The following is an 18,345-nucleotide window of genomic DNA, read 5'->3' as shown; positions in this document are numbered from 1 at the left end:
TTAAAGGGTAACAGGGGTTTGGTATTGGTAATCGAATAGCTTCAGGATTTTACCTTGCTGATCTTTGATCAATCTCAACTGCCCGAAGCTATTATATTCATAATAGATTGTTTTACCGGTGGGATCAGTTTCACTGCTCAGACCAATTAGTGGCAGGTAAGTATAGGTGGTAACCAGCGCCTTTGTTCCTGCAAGCCCTGTACGGATTCTATTGATTTCATCGCGCAGTTGCTGGTCGCTCACAGGGTGCTTTAAAATATTATTATTACTCACCAAAGCCAGAACAGCTGCATAGCTGCTGCCGGTTACCTTTGCCACCGGATACTGGTTATTATATCCCCACAGAAATACCGTATGCACATCATTGGCTTTCGCCTGCTCCAGGATATTAGCGGTGGTGTCATAATTGAAAAAGTCCAGCCGGTTTTCCAATGGGTTAGTGCCGGACTGATACAACACATGTTCTGGTTCAACAATATCTCTAGCGGCATCCCAGATCCGGTAATCTGTGCGCTGCAAATGCAGTAATGTATTATTCTTATATCTGGATACTTCTATTGCCGGGGCAATATTATTGTTGGCGTCCAGTTCAGTTAATGCAGCACTGGCAGTGGATGACAAGCCACTTATGTTACTACGGTCTCCGGGATATTTTGTGATAACCCGAATAGTATCCAGGGTACTGTTCAGTGTTTCTGTTTTCGTTACCTGTGCATGAGACGGGTTTTCATAATAGTAGCTGATATTCGTTGTGATCGGGTTGTTGCCGGAATCATCGTAGATGGTTTCGGATTCAGCTTTTTTGTAGACCCAGGGACTGATAACATCTGCGCCGACCATGGTCACGAAAAGCCACGATCCATTGCAGCCTGCTCCAGGGTTGCCAAAGTAACAGGGAATACAATTAGGCTTACACTTTGTAAAACCAAATGGTCTCCTTGCACTTAACCTGAGATAATTCGGCCCGCGTTGATTCAGACCATCTTCCAGGTTATACTGATAGACTGAACTTTTGACAACCATATCTGCAGCATTATAAACTATTTCCTTCATCAGCAATCCACGGAACATATCAAGGTTGGAAGCCATTTTCAACGATTTTCCGTCAGGAGCGAAAGAGCCCATCGTTAATCCTTCCGTGGTCCCCTGATATTCAAACGGGGTAATATATTGGTAAAAAGTGGCGTACTGATCTGCAGGATAAACATTGTAATAATATTCTTTCTTCCCCAGGGGGTTAGTACGAGCATCAGTAGAAGTAAATTCCGTTACTGTCTGATATCCTGCATAAGCACCCTGTGTTGTGCCGAGATGACCAACCGGGTAAGAACTTCTGATAAGATATCCATACTTTATTTCTACATTCCTGTAATCAGACATAATACTCCCGGAGGAACGGGCGGTATCTTCCGTACTTCTATACGTATAGAACAATCGCGTATATTTTCCCATCATATCACTGTTTACAATTTCCCTGATCCGCAATCCTCCTATGGGCTTAATTTTGAGTGGGGGACCTTTCGTGGTATACCTGAGTGCCAGGGAAATCCGTTGGTTTTCCCCATCTACAATCGCCTTGGCCCGATAGGTACCTGGCGCCAGGTCTTTATAGGTATCTATGTTACTAAATACGGCATACCAGGAAAAAATATTAGTCAACGTTCCGTTGGCGTTCACCCTATCCAGGTATACGGTTGGGCCGTTTTCCAATGGCGCCTGGTCGGGACCTTTGGCACTCACAAAAACACCCACTCTTTGCGAGGAAGTAATGGTAAACTCCTTCGTTGTAGACCAAACTGTAATGGTGGCTGACTTTTGCGCTCCCACTTCTGTTATTGCCGGAACAAGCACACTATCATTAATCGGAGAAGTATTCGTATATCCGTAATCGTTCCCTTCATAGTTGAAGGTGGAACTCCCGCCGGTAGGATACGTTATATTTTTAAGCATGCCATTAATTGCATAATCGGCACTGGGGGTTCTATCTGCTCCATCCAGTTCAATGGTGCTGAAGGAATATTCACTCCAGGTTACCTTTGGAAGCAGGCTATTATTAGTTTTTCCATTATAATACCCCCAGTAATCCTGCGCATTGGATTTTATTGATGGCACACTCTGCGGATTGTAATATTCAAACGTATGGAATTTCACCGCATTATCAGTAACGGAATGCTCCTTCAGGGTATCCAGCTTTAGTCTTACCTTATCTGCAATCACATTCGTATAGTCACCGAAATAACTGTGGGAGAGACTGAATTTCTTTCGTCTCACACCATCATAATCTCTGATCACAATAGAATCAAGGATGGAACACATGCTCAGGTCTTTCCTGTTACGGGAAGCATAGAAGTCTATTGTCTGAGCAGGTGTGGTTATTTTACGAAGTACCTTACTCACAATCGATATTTCCTGAATAGATACATCAGGGTCTTTCTCCCCCACCAGGAGATCAAGTCGCGTATAGTCTGCATAAGATACCTGCACCCTGTTCGTATATTCCAGTTCACTACCGTAAGTAAAATCAATATTCCCGGATGTAGTGATAATTTTGGACAGAAACCAGGCAGAAGTATATGTACTGGGTTCTGCGCTGGTATTCTCTAATGTTTCAAACTTGTATTGGTTGCCTGCTTCATCAGTAATTGTAAAACCAGACAAATCAGCATCGTGCTGTATTTTTATATTCTGATAAGGAATGCAATGCACGTTGTGCGCAGGAGTAGCATCAATAACAAATTTCCCGGACCTGCCGGCAAAATTATAATAGAACATATCCGGCTCCAGATCATAGTATCCCTGCCATAAAAGGGACTTGATAGGAGAGTTATCTAAATGTAATAGTGCATCATTACTTAAAAGCCCGTAATTCCAGTAACCGTTTGTTTTTTCATCAGGCTTTCCCTGTACGGATCTTGTGATCACTCCGCCTGCATTCAGTGACCAGCCAAGCCCTATCCAGCCAGATAATTCCTCCACTTTCAATCCAGAAGAAAAATAGTTTAATGAAACAGGCAGCGAAAACTTTCCGAGTGTTAAAGTATGCAACGGAATACCGATATTAATAGTACCAGTATACTTTCCCACCGGTATGTCCCCGTATCTTCCCAGAGATGCGGCGTCCGGAGAGGCAGGAATAATTCTCGGTAAATCCAGCACCTGCTTATTATCTGCCTGAGCGTAGGTCTTTCCGGGCAAGCCCAATATTAAAGGCAATACGCAAATACATACCAGTAGTGATACTGATCTTAACTTCAATAGCAATTTCATATAGGAACCAATAATTTTAACAGGAATAAATAAAAGACAAATGTGTTTATCTGTCGGAGTATTTACAGATATAACTACTTACCATCCACCTGAACGGAGATTAAATGGCAATAGGGAAACATTTTGTTGTAACATGGATTAATGGAGTTTCGGTGTTTATAGGGAACATGAGACTGGAGTAAATATAACCAGCACAGAACAGGTTGTTGTTGTACATTTTTTATCAGTCCAGACTTATCAGACACAATATATATATTATTCTGAATTACGATCAAAAATGGTTTCCCGGTATGTTAATTTTTATTTTCGTACATCCATTTCTGGTATCAAAAATTTCCTCCGGGATTATTCATAGTTATCCACTTCGCTGTCTGCCTTCCCATAACCATCCACTGTTCTATCTGAATCGGATCGAAATTTAACCGGGCAGGAAAACCGTTGTCCAATTCCTGATCCGGACAGATATAAAATATCCGGGTACGTGTACGCGAAATTTTCTTGAAGGTGGTATCACATTTTGACTACGTTTAAAAGTGTATTCAATAAAACAGAACGTTGGTGGAAATCGTCGGCTGCGAATGCTTACGGCATTTATTTAGTGCATTATATTTTTGTGGTATGGTATCAGCTTTTGTTGCTGGATTTTAATTTGCCGGCATGGTGAAGTTTTTATCACTTTCTTTTTTGCAGTTGGTATGAGTTGGTGGGGGAGGTATTGGGTGAGGAAGAATGTGGTGATTGGGAAGTATTTGTAGTTTGTCGTACAGATGCGGGAATAGACGTGATTTAAGGTGATATTCTCAAAATGAACCAGACTAAAGGACAAACAATGTCAACGACACTTTGTGATGGCCTTTGACATTGTTTATCACGTACTTGCTCAATGCAATCATTTACAAATTGCAATGGGGGCAGGTGGTTTGCGCCAGGGATGTCAGACAAACAGCTCCTTTCTCTTTGGGTGGATTTAGAGTAGCAATTTTCACTTTCGCCAACTGGAGTTTTTTGGGTGTTGCGTTCTGTTTCATGGTGGAAAACATTTAATGAATAGTCCTCTCCTGTCTTTAGCCTAAGGGCAATGCCATCATGGAGCGGTTGTTCAGCATGTAATCAATGTGCTAATAATACTTAAGCTTATTTATTACAGGTGATGTATAAGGTGAAGCGATCAATGCCAAGGAAAACTATAAACGGGCTTTTGACTTTATTGGGTTAATTAAGTTGGGATTAGTACCTCTATCTAATTTAATGAAATTTTTTTAATGTTGAAAGTTTTGTTGAAGGACACCCTTAGGTTGTAATACTTTCTGCCATCAACCATCTATTGGCTAAATAAAGCTCCTGCGCCATTGAAATGGAGTTCAAAATGAGCTGCAAATCTGCTTTTATTGAGCTGCATTTTAATTTGGTAACCTGTTTTTAAATTTATTTATACCCTAAAGGGTATAAAATCTAGTGTATGAAATTAAACTATACCCTTTGGGGTATAGCAATGTTTTATTTATTATCTTTATACCCTAAAGGGTATACAATGAATAACCTATCTGAATTAGTTAAACTCAAACGTAAGCAACATGGTATGACGCAATATGATCTTGCACTTAAATCAGGTTTGGGGTTACGGTTGATCAGAGAAATTGAACAGGGAAAAACAACCATGAGGATGGATAAAGTAAATCAGCTGCTTGCACTATTCGGAATGGAATTGGTTCCTGCATCTAAAACATATCACAATGAGTAAGAAAGGAAAAGTTTTTTACGGTGAAAAACTAGCAGGTATTATATCTGAAACGGATGACGGTTATGTTTTCCTTTATGATAGGACATACCTGAGCTGCAATAATGCAAAGCCGGTTAGTCTTACGTTGCCTTTAACAGATGGTGCATATTTAAGCAAGGTTTTGTTTGCATTCTTTGATGGCTTAATACCGGAAGGCTGGTTATTGGATATAGCCACAACGCATTGGAAGATAAAATCCAATGACAGGTTTGAATTATTGTTGCAAACATGTAGAGATGCAATAGGGGCAGTAAGTATAATTCCTGACGATAATAATTAACACGATGGCAAATTGTTGGTTTTGTTATAAAGATGCAGGCGAGAAACAGTATCATACTAAGTGTTGTGAAACTTTTTTCGACAAGAAAAAAGCACCTGAATTGTTGTTGGATAAGCAATTATTGAAAGAGTTGGCGGAAAAAACCATTAATCAGAGAATTGCTGTTACAGGTGTGCAGCCTAAGTTATCTGTTGCATTGGAAGGCGTTGATGATAATACGCAGGATACCAGGCTAACAATCGTAGGGTTGTGGGGAGAGTATATTCTCAAACCGCAGCATCAGTCATATCATCTGATGCCTGAGAACGAAGATTTAACCATGCATCTTGCTTCTCTTTTTAAAATACAGGTATGTGAGCATACTTTGCTGAAAGCTACTGATGGAAGTATGGTTTACATTGCAAAAAGGCTTGACAGGAAGAACGGACAGAAAATTCACATGGAGGATTTTTGCCAGTTGTCAGAGTTTCTGACAGAGAACAAGTACAAAGGCTCCTACGAGAAAATTGGTAAGTTGATTGCTAAATATTGCACCAACAAAGGACTYGACTTATTGAATTATTTTGAAGTGGTGTTATTTTCATACCTCACAGGAAATAATGATATGCATTTGAAAAATTTTTCAGTACTTCACCTCGATTCAGAAATAGTTTTGTGTCCGGCCTATGATTTACTAAATGTAAATATGGTTAATCCGGCTGACGATGAGGATCTGGCCTTAACACTGAATGCGAAAAAGAAAAAAATCAAATTAACAGATTTTATAACGCTCGCAGACAGTTTAAATATCCTGGAGAAAGTAAGGAACAATACATTTAGGAAGTTTGCTTCAATGAATGATAAGGTTGAAGCGTTAATTACTGCATCTTTTTTAGATGAGGTAAGTAAAGAGAAATATAAACAAATCTGGCTCCAAAAGCAGAAAATATTCAGTTAATCAAAGCGGCTTCATGCCTCATAAGTAATGCGGGCAAAGGTGCTGATATGCGCTTTTGCATCCGGTCTTTTGAATAAACCCTTTATACCTGCTTACTTCGAATAGTATATCTCTTTCCGCAGCTATCGCCTGGTATTGAAGCAGCGCTGCTATAGAAGGAATAGATCAATTTGAAATAACACTATCTATTGCAGAGCAGCAATAATAGTAGCCTGCTATCAGGACTGTATTTTCTTTCCTTTAAGAATCATCATTGTACCATAGGCGGACGTTGCAAGTGCGCATCCGGTGCTGATGACCGGTGTTGTTACATAAGCAGGAAATCCTTTACTGATCAATACAAACCCTATTATAGCAATCAGGCAAACAAATGCCCCCGCAAAATAATCAAACGTACGGTTGAATACTTTGGCTAAAGGGAAAAAATGTAAGCCAACAATTAATGCAATACCTGGGATAAACCAGTTGTCGTGGCCGGTATTTACCAAAACATTTTTAATTACCAATATGCCAACACCTTCGGCAATGAAAATAATAATGAATCTTTTGCTCTTCGTTTTCTTATCCTCATTAACAACAACTGGGTCTTCGGGTAATCTTTTGGCTATCGCATAGAACTTTGCATAAAAAGCTAAAAACGATAAAACTATCAGGGTAAACACAACTCCTATAAGCCAATAATCACGGCCATGCAATGTTACCTCGCCGATTATTACCCATACTATGGTAAATATAATCATGAGTGATAATCCATCTAAAACTTTTTCAAGTTGCTTTTTAGAACCAGTAGCCGGATAATTCATTGCGGGCGTTTAAATTGTTGACAAATTTTCTAAATGTATTATTTATTTTTTATTGAAAAAACAATCCCTTAATGCCTCTTTTTCCTGGTATAGGTTTCTCAGATGGGACAACTAGCCTTCAAAGGCCAACATCCTCTCGCAGACCTCACGGAGTCCATTGCAGTAGCTGTACAATAGGCTCACTAAGCGAATCTGTAGGGGTAAACGCTTATGGTAACGGTTGGATGTATGTTTTCGGTTCGCTGCATTGATAATCAGGCTTGGTATGACGTCCAATACCTGAGATAAATCAGTTGACAGGGCAATTTTTTATTTTCGCCCATATATATTAATTTCCATTTATGCATAGCTCCCACCATAAAAGGATTACTTTATTGCTACTGTTGCTGTTTAAAACAGTGCTTATTTTTTCTCAAATAACAAAAGTTCCTAAACCTGCGATCCCGGATGAAGCATTTTCTTTCTCCGCACCGGAAGACGAAGGGCTGTCCTCAAAAGGCTTAAGTGATATATTTACTTATGTGAAAGAAAACAAAATAAATATTCACAGCCTTTTAATCGTACGGAATAAGAAGATCGTACTTGATACCTATTTTTATCCTTTTCGCTCAGATTTACGGCATGACATAGCATCTTGCACAAAATCAATAACATCCATACTTATTGGCATAGCTATAGATAAAGGCTATATAAAGAGTGAAGATCAATTGGTTTCATCATTTTTCCCAGAGATCAAATTGACGGGAAAGGGTTTTGAAACATTATCAATCAAAAACCTGCTCACCATGAGGTCGGGTTTTGATTGTGGCTTTTCAAATGAAGATAGTCTGTTCAATGAATTATTTCCATCAGACAATTGGCCCGGATTTATTTTCGATATTCCTTTTGTAGCTAGTCCCGGCCACCAATTCTCTTATTGCAGTTGCAATTATTACTTATTGGCCGAAATCATTTATCGGGCAACTGGATTATCCCCTGAAGATTTTGCTAAAAAATATCTCTTTAATGATTTAGGGATAAAGTCCTTTTATTGGTCGAAAAATAATCATGGTATTAATTACGGTTGGGGAGATCTTGCCCTAAAATCACATGATCTTGCTAAAATTGGCCAACTACTGTTAGACGGTGGCAAGTGGAATAATAAATCCATTATTTCCGCGGACTGGGTAAAAAAATCCAAATCGATGAACACGGTATTTTCAAACGGAAATGGCTACGGCTATGGTTTTTGGATCGACAAGGATCATAGCTACAATGCAGAAGGCAGGGGCACACAAAGGCTACATATCGATTCCATACACAATGCAATTGTCGTAGTCACGGCAGGGGGACTTGGTGATGATGAGAAGGAATGGATTGGTGATATTATTGGTCATTCGCTTCACTCTGATAAAAAATTGAAAAGTGATCCTGTAGCCTTTAATAGCTTTAAAAAAATGGAACTTCAGGCGGCAAAAGTGATTATCGATTCGCCCGGGTACATTTCCAATGCTACAGAAAAAGGGAAGTTGTTTAATAAGACGATCATTTTCCCAACAAACAGCTTAGCTATTAAAAGCGCCGAAATTATATGGAAGAAAGGGAGTCTATCTCTTATGTTAAAGCAAACCGGGGAACAAACCATCATCTATCCTTTGGGAATTGGTGCCGCATATAAATTTTATCAAGATGCCGGTTCAGGTCATCTATATGCGTTAAGAGGATATTGGAAAGCCTCCAATGAATTTGAAATCGAGTTTAATATGCTATCGAAGATTAATAAATACCTGATTAATTTTAAAATTGGGGATAATGGAAACGAGGTTTTGATTAAGGAAGGGACCCATAAAATCAATGAAGTTTTTCCGGTGTCAATAATGGATTAAAAAGAGAACAAAGCGTGTATATTGCCCGCTACCTGGAAATAAGAATTTCGTCAACGGTATTAGAAAAGCGCCTGATCGTAAGTTCGATCTATCCGGAAAAATTGACTTTTAATTATCGAACTCCTTGTATCAATAAAGCCGTTCGTTTGATCTGTAGTTCGGGCGAGGCTTTTGAAGAAATAAAAAAAGGACATTCCAGTAATAATACCGAAATGTCCTTTAAGGTGACCCCTCAGGGGCTCGAACCCTGGACCTACTGATTAAGAGTCAGTAGCTCTAACCAACTGAGCTAAGGAGTCATTCCAACGTTTCCTGTTAAAAAACGTGAGTGCAAATTTAACGGTTCTTCTGAATATTCGTGTACTTTATTTAATTAAATTTGATAAGAAGGACGAAATGTGGATAAATACCCATTATGTTGATAATCTAACCGTTAGCTCATTATAAAAAATTTTTTCATGCAGGAAGCTTATATAGTAGCCGGATACCGCACCGCGGTGGGCAAGTCCAAAAGAGGGGGATTTCGCTTTTACAGACCAGATGACCTGGCTGTAGATGTAATCACCGGGTTGTTGCAATCCTTGCCACAACTGGATCCTAAGCGGGTAGACGATTTGATTGTAGGGAATGCGGTACCCGAAGCAGAACAGGGTTTACAGATTGGTAGAATGATTTCTGTAAGGGCATTAGGTATTGATGTTCCGGGCATGACGGTAAATCGTTATTGTGCTTCCGGACTGGAAACCATTGCAATAGCAACGGCTAAAATCCAGACAGGGATGGCAGATTGCATCATTGCCGGTGGTACCGAGAGCATGAGCCTTGTACCGGTGGCAGGATGGAAAACAGTTCCTAATTATACTGTGGCCAGTACTAATCCCGATTATTATATTGGCATGGGACTCACCGCTGAAGCAGTGGCTAATGAATTCAAAGTAAGCCGCCAGGACCAGGATGAGTTCTCATTTAAGTCGCATCAGAAGGCATTGAATGCTATTCAGAATGGCTATTTCAAGCCAGGCATTTTGCCCATTAATGTAGAAGAAGTGTATGTAGATGGTAATGGGAAGAGGCAGAAACGTTCTTATGTGGTGGACACTGATGAAGGGCCGCGCGCGGATACTTCACTGGAGGCGCTGGGTAAACTGAAACCTGTTTTTGCTGCAGGTGGTTCTGTTACAGCGGGTAACTCTTCACAGACTTCTGATGGTGCAGCTTTCGTGGTAGTAATGAGTGAGCGTATGGTCAATGAGCTGGGATTGAAGCCTATCGGCCGTTTGGTGGGTTGTGTTTCTGCAGGTGTACATCCGCGTATTATGGGTGTGGGCCCGGTTGCAGCTATTCCGAAAGTATTGCAGCGTACCGGCAAAACCTTACAGGACATCGATTTGGTGGAGTTGAATGAAGCATTTGCTTCTCAGGCTATCGCTGTTGTCCGCGAGCTGGGTATCAATCCGGATATTGTGAATATCAATGGTGGTGCTATTGCACTGGGACATCCGCTGGGATGTACCGGTGCGAAATTAACCGTTCAGTTGCTGGGCGATTTAAAGCGACTCAATAAAAAATATGGTATCGTAACCGCTTGTGTAGGCGGTGGACAAGGCATTGCAGGTATCATAGAAAATATCAGTTAATACGGTCAACTCATCTTTATAACGGAAAAAGGAGCCCACGGGCTCCTTTTTTTATGTTTGATCGTATACTTTCAGCTGATGGAGGTGTGCGAACGAGGCTGCCTTTATTTTGCGGGGATCTTTAAACACAATGCCGTGAAAGTCTGCCGGCTGCCGAAGGTCGATCCCAAATAGTGCGACCATTCTTTCATGGAAAAAATGACTTCCTTTTGATCTTCCTGATTCGTAGGTAACAAAGCTCCCGCGTGATATGCCAAGAAGATTACTCATTTCATGTTGTGTAAGTTTTAGTTCTTTACGGATCAATTTAATGAAGCGTTTATTGTAAGGATACATGGGTCGTTATGATTAAAATTGTAACAAATTTGTGTCGCTGTAACAATAAATGACTATATTTGTATTGTAATATGTAATTCGTTGATATTAATTGAATTAAATTGATATGAGCGACATTTTTTTGATAAAGAGAATTTCATTTTGAGCAAAAGCTACCCGTTACCGTCAACGACGGTAAAAAACGGGAAAACATCAGCTACCGTTTTTCAGGTACTAACGACTGTTAAAAAAATCGGGTGGTTGATGAGTGAGGGAATTTGCAAAACATCCGGACCGGAATACAAACTGGCGAATCGCCGTTTTTAACTTAATCATTTTGAATTCTTTTTTTGTGTAACAACAGAAAAAGCCAAAGGGACTGTCTTTCTTTCCAGGAACCGGCAGCTCCCTTTTGGCATGTCTGTATATCGACAGACATTTTCCAAAGTTAGACATTTTATAATGCGTACACAAATAAATTTATTCGTAAATGAATGATTATTAGAGTGTTAAAATGATAATTCTGGTTTTAAAATGATAGTAGAAGAATCTTTTTGATACTTCTTTATAATATAATATGTCTTTCTCTTTAATTAGATTAAACTTTTTGTTAATTTGGCTCCATAATCGGCCCCCTAAGCCATCAACCATATCACATTTATGGATCGCAGACAATTCCTAACCTTATCGCCTGATCGCAGCAATACGCGGAATGCTGTCGCTTCGGCACGTACCGACACTGGCATGGCGCCCTATACCGGCAACTGGGAATCATTACAACTGATACACCTGCTGAAACGTACCTTATTCGGTGTTTCGCCCGCTAATGTCAATGCCTTTAAAAGCATGAATATGCAGCAGGCAGTAGATACCCTGCTCACCGCACAGGCAGATCCCGCACCACCCGTAAATAACTACGGTATCGATGCTACCGGCGTTGCTCCCGGCGCTACCTGGGTAAGAGCCGCGCTCGGCGATGAAATGCTGGAAAGGAAAAGAATAGCTTCCTATAAAGCCTGGTGGACCGGACAAATGATAAACCAACCCGCAAGCATACACGAAAAAATGGTGCTTTTCTGGCATAATCATTTTGTTACGGAAACTGGTATGGTAGGTGACAGCCGCTTTATTTACCAGTACAACCTCACCCTACGCAAACATGCCCTCGGCAATTTTAAGGATCTCACAAAAGCTATCACGCTCGATCCCGCCATGCTCGTGTATCTCAACGGTTATCTCAACTCAAAAGGAGCCGCCGATGAAAACTATGCGCGCGAATTGCACGAACTTTTTACCGTAGGAAAAGGACCGGATTCCCATTATACGGAAGATGACGTAAGAGCCACTGCCCGCGTCCTCACCGGGTTTCGGGTCGACAGAACAAACATCGTGAGCCTCTTCGATACCACCCAGCATGATCTCACCAATAAACAATTTTCAGGTTTCTATCTCAATAAAGTCATCTCCGGAAAAACCGGCCAGGATGGCGCTACTGAAGTAGATAACCTGCTCGATATCATTTTTGCACAACCGGAAGTTGCAAAATTTATCTGCCGGAAACTATACCGCTTCTTTGTTTATTATGATATAGACCAGGCCACAGAAACCAACGTGATAGCGCCACTCGCGGAAATATTCCGCAGCAGTCAATACGATATAAAAACCACACTCAACGCCCTGTTTACCAGCGAACATTTTTTTGATCCGTTAAACATGGCCTGCCTCATTAAAAGCCCGGCAGATTTTTGTATTGGTATTTGTCGCGAATACGGCATCACTTTTCCTGCTGACTATCCAAGCCGTTACAACGTCTGGACTGCCATTCACGGAAGAGCTGCTACCATGCTGCAGGATTTCGGTGACCCTCCACTGGTAGCCGGATGGGATGCCTATTACCAGGCACCTTCCTTTCATGAATTGTGGATCAACACAGATACACTCCCTAAACGCAACAAACTAAGTGATGCCCTCGTCAGCACGGGCGGCTTCGGCGGTCTCCATATAGATACCATCGCCTTTGCCAGCCAGCTTCCACACCCGGAAGACCCGGTAGCACTGGTGAGCGATTCCCTGGATATATTATATCGTGTAGGCGTTTCCGATGCTACGAAAGCTTTCCTGAAAAACAGCATTATCCTCTTCGGCCAAAGTCCTAACAGTAACTTTTACTGGACCGATGCCTGGAACGCCTATAAAGCATCTCCCGGAGATGCAGCCTTAAAAGACAACGTGGAAAGCCGCCTCAAAGCACTGTATAAATACATCATGGACCTATCGGAATATCAATTAGCCTGATAGCTGAAAAACCTTTTTATGAAAAGAAGAGACTTCCTTAAATATACAGCGCCAGCTGCTATCCTGCCTACTTTAATTAACGGCTTTTCCATTAAAGCCTTCGCTTCCTCTCCTATGCTGAACGCGCTGAGCAGCGCTTCAACAGATAATGATCACGTGCTGGTAATGATCCAGATGACAGGAGGAAACGATGGGCTGAACATGGTGATACCACTCGATGTATATGGTAAATACCAGGCAGCACGTACCAATATTGCCATTCAGGAAAGTAAAGTACTCCGCCTGGATAATTACATCAAATCCGGGCTGCATCCATCGATGAAAGGTATTCAGCAACTATACAACGATGGTAAGGTCAGCATTGTGCAAAGTGTGGGATACCCTTCTCCCAACTACTCGCATTTCCGCGCCACCGATATATGGCTCACCGGCTCCGATTCCAACGAAGTACTGACTACCGGCTGGGGAGGCCGCTACCTCGATACACAATACGATAATTTTCCCGATGGATACCCGAATGCAGAAGCACCGGACCCATTGGCCATACAGATAGGATCTATCGTGTCGCCTGCTTTCCAGGGACCTAATGCCAGCATGGGTATTGCCATTACGAGCGCAGACGATTTTTATAACCTGATTGATGGGGTGACAGATCCCGTTCCCAATACCAAAGCAGGTAAGGAACTGGCATATATCCGCCTCATTGCCAAACAAACTAACGCCTATGAAACGGCTATCCTGGCTGCCGCTAAAAAAGTGACAGCACAGGGTGCTTATCCCGCCAATAACAACCTGGCGGAGCAGTTGAAGATAGTAGCACGATTGGTAGCCGGTGGACTCAAAACAAGGCTTTATATGGTCAGCACCGGTGGTTTTGATACACATGCCAATCAAACAGAAGGAGGCGATACCAGCAAAGGTGGTCACGCCAACCTGCTGGGCGGTGTGTCCGATGCCATCAAGGCTTTCATGGATGATCTTAAAGGATTGCACGCTTCCCGTAGAGTAGTAGGGATGACCTTCTCTGAATTCGGCCGCCGTATCAAGTCCAACTATAGCATGGGTACCGACCATGGCGCCGCGGCTCCCATGATCATTTTTGGAGATTACGTCAATCAGGGCGTGCTGGGTAACTCACCTGCTCTGCCGGATACTTCCTCTGTGATTGATAATATCCCCATGCAATACGATTTCAGATCCATCTACGCTTCTATCCTGGAGCAATGGTTTTGTGTGGATCAAACCGCGTTGCAAAAAATTATGGGGAAAGATTACCAACGCCTGCCCCTGGTCAGTGGCGTGGCTTGCGGTACAATCACCGGTTTACCGGATCTGAGCACAGATGGTAAAAAGCTCATCTATAACGCACCCAATCCCTTTGCTGACTATACGTATATTACCTATATCACCGGCAGTGGCAATACCATGATCCAGATCTTTGATACCACCGGCCGCCTCATCAGCGTACCGGTAAATAGTGTGCATACACCGGGTACCTATAAAATTACATTCGATGGCCGGCAATTGCCCGCTGGTATTTATTATGCCCGTTTCCAAAATGGTTCAATACAGCAGGTATGGCCTATGCTCAAAGTAAAATGACCTTATAATTTCATTAATAATCGTGCAACGCTGTTGCAAATAGATGGATTTTGCTACCTTTGCCTTCGTGTACAAAAGCTATCTCCATAAAATATTAGCTATTATTCTCCTGGGTGTATTTGCGATAAATACCATCCCAAGGGAGTTTATACACGAATTTTCAGGCCATCACGACACGGTGGATGTGGTACACCAGCACGATGGTGCTACCATTTCTGAACACCACCGTCACTGCGATTTCCTGCAAATAGGCATAGAGCCGTATGAGCCATTTGTCACTTATTATATAGCTTCGGTTCAAAAAGTAATTTGGGTATTTTACCCGCTGTCCATACCGGAAACCACGCATACTGCTTATTATAACCTCACTCCCAGGGCACCTCCGATAGTCGTTGCATAATCCTCTTTTTATTGCAGCGTGAACAATCTGTGCGCGTTTGCTATTCAATATTGGCGACTGTCCAATCTTTACTGATTCTATATATTTTCAGATATGCATTATTTGCGTGTATTTATACTCGGACTCTGGAGTGTAATCTTACTGGCATTGCCTGCTGCCTATGCCGGCGTTAACCCTGAAGAAGGGGTATATTCAAACTCATTATCGGGTAAGGTGGTGGATAAATTAACACAAACACCTTTACCCGGCGCTACGGTTTACCTGCCGGATCTCCGCGTAGGTGCTGCTGCCGATGCACAGGGAAATTACACGATCAAAAATCTTCCTAAAGGAAAATTCCTGGTGGATGTTCACTATATCGGTTATGCTGCTTACACTGAACCAGTAACTATATCCGGTGCTACCACCAGGGATTTTGTGCTGGCAGAAACGCTGATAGAAAAAAATGAAGTAGTCATTACCGGCGCTAACCTGGCCACTTCTGTAAAGAAAACACCTACGCCGATCAGTGTAATCCGTCGTGATTATCTGGACGATAATATCTCGACCAACATCATAGATGCTATTGCCAAAGTACCCGGTGTTACGCAACTCTCTACCGGCCCGGCTATTTCCAAACCTTTTATCCGTGGTCTCGGCTACAACCGTGTAGTGGTAGTGGGAGATGGTATCCGCCAGGAAGGCCAGCAATGGGGCGATGAACATGGTATTGAAATAGATGATTATAATGTGAGCCGGATAGAAGTCCTGAAAGGACCTGCTTCCCTCATCTATGGATCAGATGCACTGGCGGGGGTAGTCAACATTGTGCCGCCTGCACCACTGCCACTTGGAAAAATAAAAGGAAATGTAGAAGCCAACTATCAAACCAATAGTGGGCTGATGGCGTATCATGCAGATATCGCCGGGAATAATAATGGTTTCAGCTGGGGCGCTTACGTTACGCAGAAACAGGCACACGATTATAAAAACAAGTACGATAACTACGTCTTTAATTCCCGCTTTAATAACACCAACTATGGTGCTACTATCGGTATCAATAAACAATGGGGATATTCTCACCTGAGCTTTTCTTCCTTTAATCAGCACCTGGGACTCGTAGAAGGTGACCGCGACAGCACCGGCGGTTTTGTAAAGCCCATCAACAATAATGGGGTGGCAGATGAAGCGCCTGTGACCAGCAGCGACAACAAGTCGTATCGCATGACGGTGCCTAAGCAGCAGATCAATCACCAGAAAATAGTATGGGATAATAACCTGTACCTGAATAATGGCGGTCGTTTAGGACTTACCCTGGGTTATCAGCTTAACCAGCGCCGTGAATTCGGGGATCCGCTGAATCCCAATACCCCCGGGTTGTACCTGCACCTGCAAACATTCAACTACGCCCTGAAATATTACCTGCCTGAAATGAATGGCTGGCAAACAACAGTAGGTGTGAATGGTATGCAGCAAACCAACGAAAATAAAGGCGAGGAATTCCTCATCCCGGCATATGACCTGTTCGACTTTGGCGCCTTCGCAGTAACCAGCAAAACCTTCAATAAGCTGACCCTCAGTGGTGGTGTGCGGTATGATAACCGGTCCATGAATTCCAAGGCCCTGTTCCTGGACGCCTCCGGCAAACCCTCAGGTAGCGGGGATGCAAAGTTTGATGCGTTTAAACGCAACTTCTCCAATGTATCCGGTAGCGTGGGTTTGAGCTATGAAGCCAGCGATCGTGTAGTATTGAAACTCAATGCTGCCAGAGGTTTTCGGGCGCCTAATATTGCAGAACTCTCTGCCAACGGCGTACACGAAGGCACCATCAAATATGAATATGGTAACCAGGACCTGAAGCCGGAAGTAAGCACACAGGTAGATGCTGGTGTAGACTTCAATACGCAGCATATCTCCTTAAACGCCAGTCTCTTTTACAATCATATCAATAACTTCATCTTCTCCCGTAAACTCTTTAACCAGGCAGGTTCCGACTCTATCCCGGCTACAGATAACGAAGAAGGATATTCCGCTTTTAAATATCAGCAAACAGATGCGAACCTTTATGGTGGTGAACTGATGCTGGATATACATCCGCATCCGATAGACTGGCTGCACTTTGAAAACACGGTTTCTTACGTAAGGGCGACTACCAGTAACGGTACCGACTCTACGAAATACCTGCCCAATATTCCGGCTACCCGTTGGTTATCCGAGTTGAAAGGGAAGTTTAAGAAAGTAGGTAAAAGTCCTTTACAGAATGCTTACATAGGAGTACAAATGGATGTGAACTTCGCACAAAACAATGCATTCACGGCATATGAAACTGAAACCACTACTCCAGGTTATACCTTATTTAACGCAGGGCTGGGATCTGATTTCGTGAATAAGAAAAACAAAACATTGTTCTCCCTGCATTTTGCAGTGAATAACTTTACAGATGTGGCTTACCAGAATCACCTCAGCAGGCTGAAATATGCGCCCATCAATGAAGTCACCGGCAGATCCGGCGTATATAATGTAGGCCGGAACTTCAGCCTCAAGCTGGTGATTCCGATTGACTTTAAATAAATATAGGTTGCTTTTTTAAAAGGCTCCTGCGTCAGCAGGGGCTTTTTTTATGCTGTCCGGGCCCGCCGGTGCATCTGTTATTTTCGTATAGGTGGCCTTGTTATTTTTTATTTTGAAGAAGAATTTCCTGGCAGATGGCGATGGAATGTTAAACCCTACAGCAGTATCCGTTGCTGTAATAAGCAGTTCAGGTAACGGTATGGCCTTGGCGCTGGAGTCAACTGCGCGCATATAGTTGATCAGCCGCTTGCCATTTTGCGTGATATGAATCGTTTGCATCCCTGCCGATGAATTAACAATAGTGGCCGTAATTCCTTTTGCTTCAAATACTGCACTGTCACTCTCCGTATTTCCACTGATCAGTTTAAATGGGATGGGCTTCGTTTTTTCCGCCGGTTTCGCAATGCTGTTTGTTTTGGCAGCTTCTCCGGGAGTAGACTGCTGGCAGCTCAACAATAAAATAGGTATCAATAGTAAAGTTCTGTACACGATAAGTTGATGTTTGGAAAGATAAAGCTATCGAATTTTTATGGATCTGTTCATCTGGGCGAATTCATATATAACGCTTACTTATACATTATTTAATTATTTAACATTATTTGTTTTTATAATTT

General features: G+C 42.2%; 14 protein-coding genes and 1 tRNA gene. 9 read left to right on the top strand and 6 right to left on the bottom strand.

Annotated elements, in window-relative coordinates; genetic code table 11:
- Together AC1DP6_RS07010 and AC1DP6_RS07005 are read right to left on the bottom strand one after the other, a co-directional pair.
- Positions 1-3,267: an RHS repeat domain-containing protein gene (locus AC1DP6_RS07010; protein ID WP_477054180.1), complete on the bottom strand. Its 3,267-nt coding sequence runs from the start codon at positions 3,265-3,267 to the stop codon at positions 1-3.
- Positions 3,268-4,160: 893 nt separating this feature from the next.
- The gene (locus tag AC1DP6_RS07005) at positions 4,161-4,295 is read right to left on the bottom strand and encodes a hypothetical protein (RefSeq protein ID WP_477054179.1); all 135 of its coding nucleotides are present in this window, start codon (positions 4,293-4,295) and stop codon (positions 4,161-4,163) included.
- A gap of 431 nt (positions 4,296-4,726) precedes the next feature.
- On the opposite strand from AC1DP6_RS07005, the gene AC1DP6_RS07000 reads away from it, so the two are divergent.
- From AC1DP6_RS07000 to AC1DP6_RS06990, 3 genes are read left to right on the top strand one after another with little or no spacing between them, the layout of a single operon-like run.
- Entirely contained in the window at positions 4,727-5,008 is a 282-nt protein-coding gene (locus AC1DP6_RS07000; protein WP_477054178.1) for a helix-turn-helix transcriptional regulator, read from the top strand.
- Positions 5,001-5,327, top strand: a complete 327-nt coding sequence (locus AC1DP6_RS06995; RefSeq protein ID WP_477054177.1) for a HipA N-terminal domain-containing protein — start codon at positions 5,001-5,003, stop codon at positions 5,325-5,327. Before AC1DP6_RS07000 ends, AC1DP6_RS06995 begins: the two co-directional genes overlap by 8 nt.
- Before the next feature lie 4 nt (positions 5,328-5,331).
- Positions 5,332-6,264, top strand: coding sequence for a HipA domain-containing protein (locus AC1DP6_RS06990; RefSeq protein ID WP_477054176.1), 933 nt, complete (start codon positions 5,332-5,334; stop codon positions 6,262-6,264).
- A gap of 218 nt (positions 6,265-6,482) precedes the next feature.
- On the opposite strand, the gene AC1DP6_RS06985 is transcribed toward AC1DP6_RS06990, so the two are convergent.
- Complete coding sequence (locus AC1DP6_RS06985; RefSeq protein ID WP_477054175.1) at positions 6,483-7,067, bottom strand: hypothetical protein; 585 nt, start codon at positions 7,065-7,067, stop codon at positions 6,483-6,485.
- A gap of 341 nt (positions 7,068-7,408) precedes the next feature.
- On the opposite strand from AC1DP6_RS06985, the gene AC1DP6_RS06980 reads away from it, so the two are divergent.
- Positions 7,409-8,932 (top strand): serine hydrolase domain-containing protein, encoded by a 1,524-nt coding sequence (locus tag AC1DP6_RS06980; RefSeq protein WP_477054174.1) that lies wholly within the window; start codon positions 7,409-7,411, stop codon positions 8,930-8,932.
- 225 nt (positions 8,933-9,157) lie between these two features.
- Here AC1DP6_RS06980 and AC1DP6_RS06975 read toward each other — a convergent pair.
- Positions 9,158-9,231 (bottom strand) — tRNA-Lys (locus tag AC1DP6_RS06975).
- Between the two features lie 159 nt (positions 9,232-9,390).
- On the opposite strand from AC1DP6_RS06975, the gene AC1DP6_RS06970 reads away from it, so the two are divergent.
- Entirely contained in the window at positions 9,391-10,569 is a 1,179-nt protein-coding gene (locus AC1DP6_RS06970) for a thiolase family protein (protein WP_477054173.1), read from the top strand.
- A gap of 51 nt (positions 10,570-10,620) precedes the next feature.
- Here the strand turns inward: AC1DP6_RS06970 and AC1DP6_RS06965 are convergent, their stop codons facing one another.
- On the bottom strand, positions 10,621-10,905 hold the full coding sequence (locus AC1DP6_RS06965; protein ID WP_477054172.1) for a helix-turn-helix domain-containing protein: 285 nt from the start codon (positions 10,903-10,905) through the stop codon (positions 10,621-10,623).
- Positions 10,906-11,544: 639 nt separating this feature from the next.
- Here AC1DP6_RS06965 and AC1DP6_RS06960 point away from each other — a divergent pair.
- From AC1DP6_RS06960 to AC1DP6_RS06945, 4 genes are all read left to right on the top strand, one after another.
- Complete coding sequence (locus tag AC1DP6_RS06960) at positions 11,545-13,179, top strand: DUF1800 domain-containing protein (RefSeq protein WP_477054171.1); 1,635 nt, start codon at positions 11,545-11,547, stop codon at positions 13,177-13,179.
- An 18-nt stretch (positions 13,180-13,197) separates the two neighbouring features.
- Positions 13,198-14,781 carry a DUF1501 domain-containing protein gene (locus tag AC1DP6_RS06955; protein WP_477054170.1) on the top strand — a complete coding sequence of 528 codons (1,584 nt, stop codon included), beginning with the start codon at positions 13,198-13,200 and terminating at the stop codon, positions 14,779-14,781.
- Positions 14,782-14,824: 43 nt separating this feature from the next.
- Positions 14,825-15,181, top strand: coding sequence for a hypothetical protein (locus AC1DP6_RS06950; RefSeq protein WP_477054169.1), 357 nt, complete (start codon positions 14,825-14,827; stop codon positions 15,179-15,181).
- Positions 15,182-15,274: 93 nt separating this feature from the next.
- Complete coding sequence (locus AC1DP6_RS06945; RefSeq protein ID WP_477054168.1) at positions 15,275-17,731, top strand: TonB-dependent receptor; 2,457 nt, start codon at positions 15,275-15,277, stop codon at positions 17,729-17,731.
- Between the two features lie 15 nt (positions 17,732-17,746).
- Here the strand turns inward: AC1DP6_RS06945 and AC1DP6_RS06940 are convergent, their stop codons facing one another.
- Positions 17,747-18,220: a hypothetical protein gene (locus AC1DP6_RS06940; RefSeq protein WP_477054167.1), complete on the bottom strand. Its 474-nt coding sequence runs from the start codon at positions 18,218-18,220 to the stop codon at positions 17,747-17,749.
- Positions 18,221-18,345: the final 125 nt, after the last annotated feature.

It is taken from the genome of Chitinophaga sp. 01L420 (assembly GCF_056399985.1).
The sequence above is the reverse complement of the archived record's forward strand: the minus strand, read 5'-3'. Positions and strand labels throughout refer to the sequence as shown.

Bases quoted from the DNA above. Each gene is read 5' to 3' on its own strand.
- AC1DP6_RS07010 (WP_477054180.1), bottom strand. From the start codon at position 3,267: ATGAAATTGCTATTGAAGTTAAGATCAGTATCACTACTGGTATGTATT.
- AC1DP6_RS07005 (WP_477054179.1), bottom strand. From the start codon at position 4,295: ATGAAACAGAACGCAACACCCAAAAAACTCCAGTTGGCGAAAGTGAAA.
- AC1DP6_RS07000 (WP_477054178.1), top strand. From the start codon at position 4,727: ATGAAATTAAACTATACCCTTTGGGGTATAGCAATGTTTTATTTATTA.
- AC1DP6_RS06995 (WP_477054177.1), top strand. From the start codon at position 5,001: ATGAGTAAGAAAGGAAAAGTTTTTTACGGTGAAAAACTAGCAGGTATT.
- AC1DP6_RS06985 (WP_477054175.1), bottom strand. From the start codon at position 7,067: ATGAATTATCCGGCTACTGGTTCTAAAAAGCAACTTGAAAAAGTTTTA.
- AC1DP6_RS06980 (WP_477054174.1), top strand. From the start codon at position 7,409: ATGCATAGCTCCCACCATAAAAGGATTACTTTATTGCTACTGTTGCTG.
- AC1DP6_RS06970 (WP_477054173.1), top strand. From the start codon at position 9,391: ATGCAGGAAGCTTATATAGTAGCCGGATACCGCACCGCGGTGGGCAAG.
- AC1DP6_RS06965 (WP_477054172.1), bottom strand. From the start codon at position 10,905: ATGTATCCTTACAATAAACGCTTCATTAAATTGATCCGTAAAGAACTA.
- AC1DP6_RS06960 (WP_477054171.1), top strand. From the start codon at position 11,545: ATGGATCGCAGACAATTCCTAACCTTATCGCCTGATCGCAGCAATACG.
- AC1DP6_RS06955 (WP_477054170.1), top strand. From the start codon at position 13,198: ATGAAAAGAAGAGACTTCCTTAAATATACAGCGCCAGCTGCTATCCTG.
- AC1DP6_RS06950 (WP_477054169.1), top strand. From the start codon at position 14,825: ATGGATTTTGCTACCTTTGCCTTCGTGTACAAAAGCTATCTCCATAAA.
- AC1DP6_RS06945 (WP_477054168.1), top strand. From the start codon at position 15,275: ATGCATTATTTGCGTGTATTTATACTCGGACTCTGGAGTGTAATCTTA.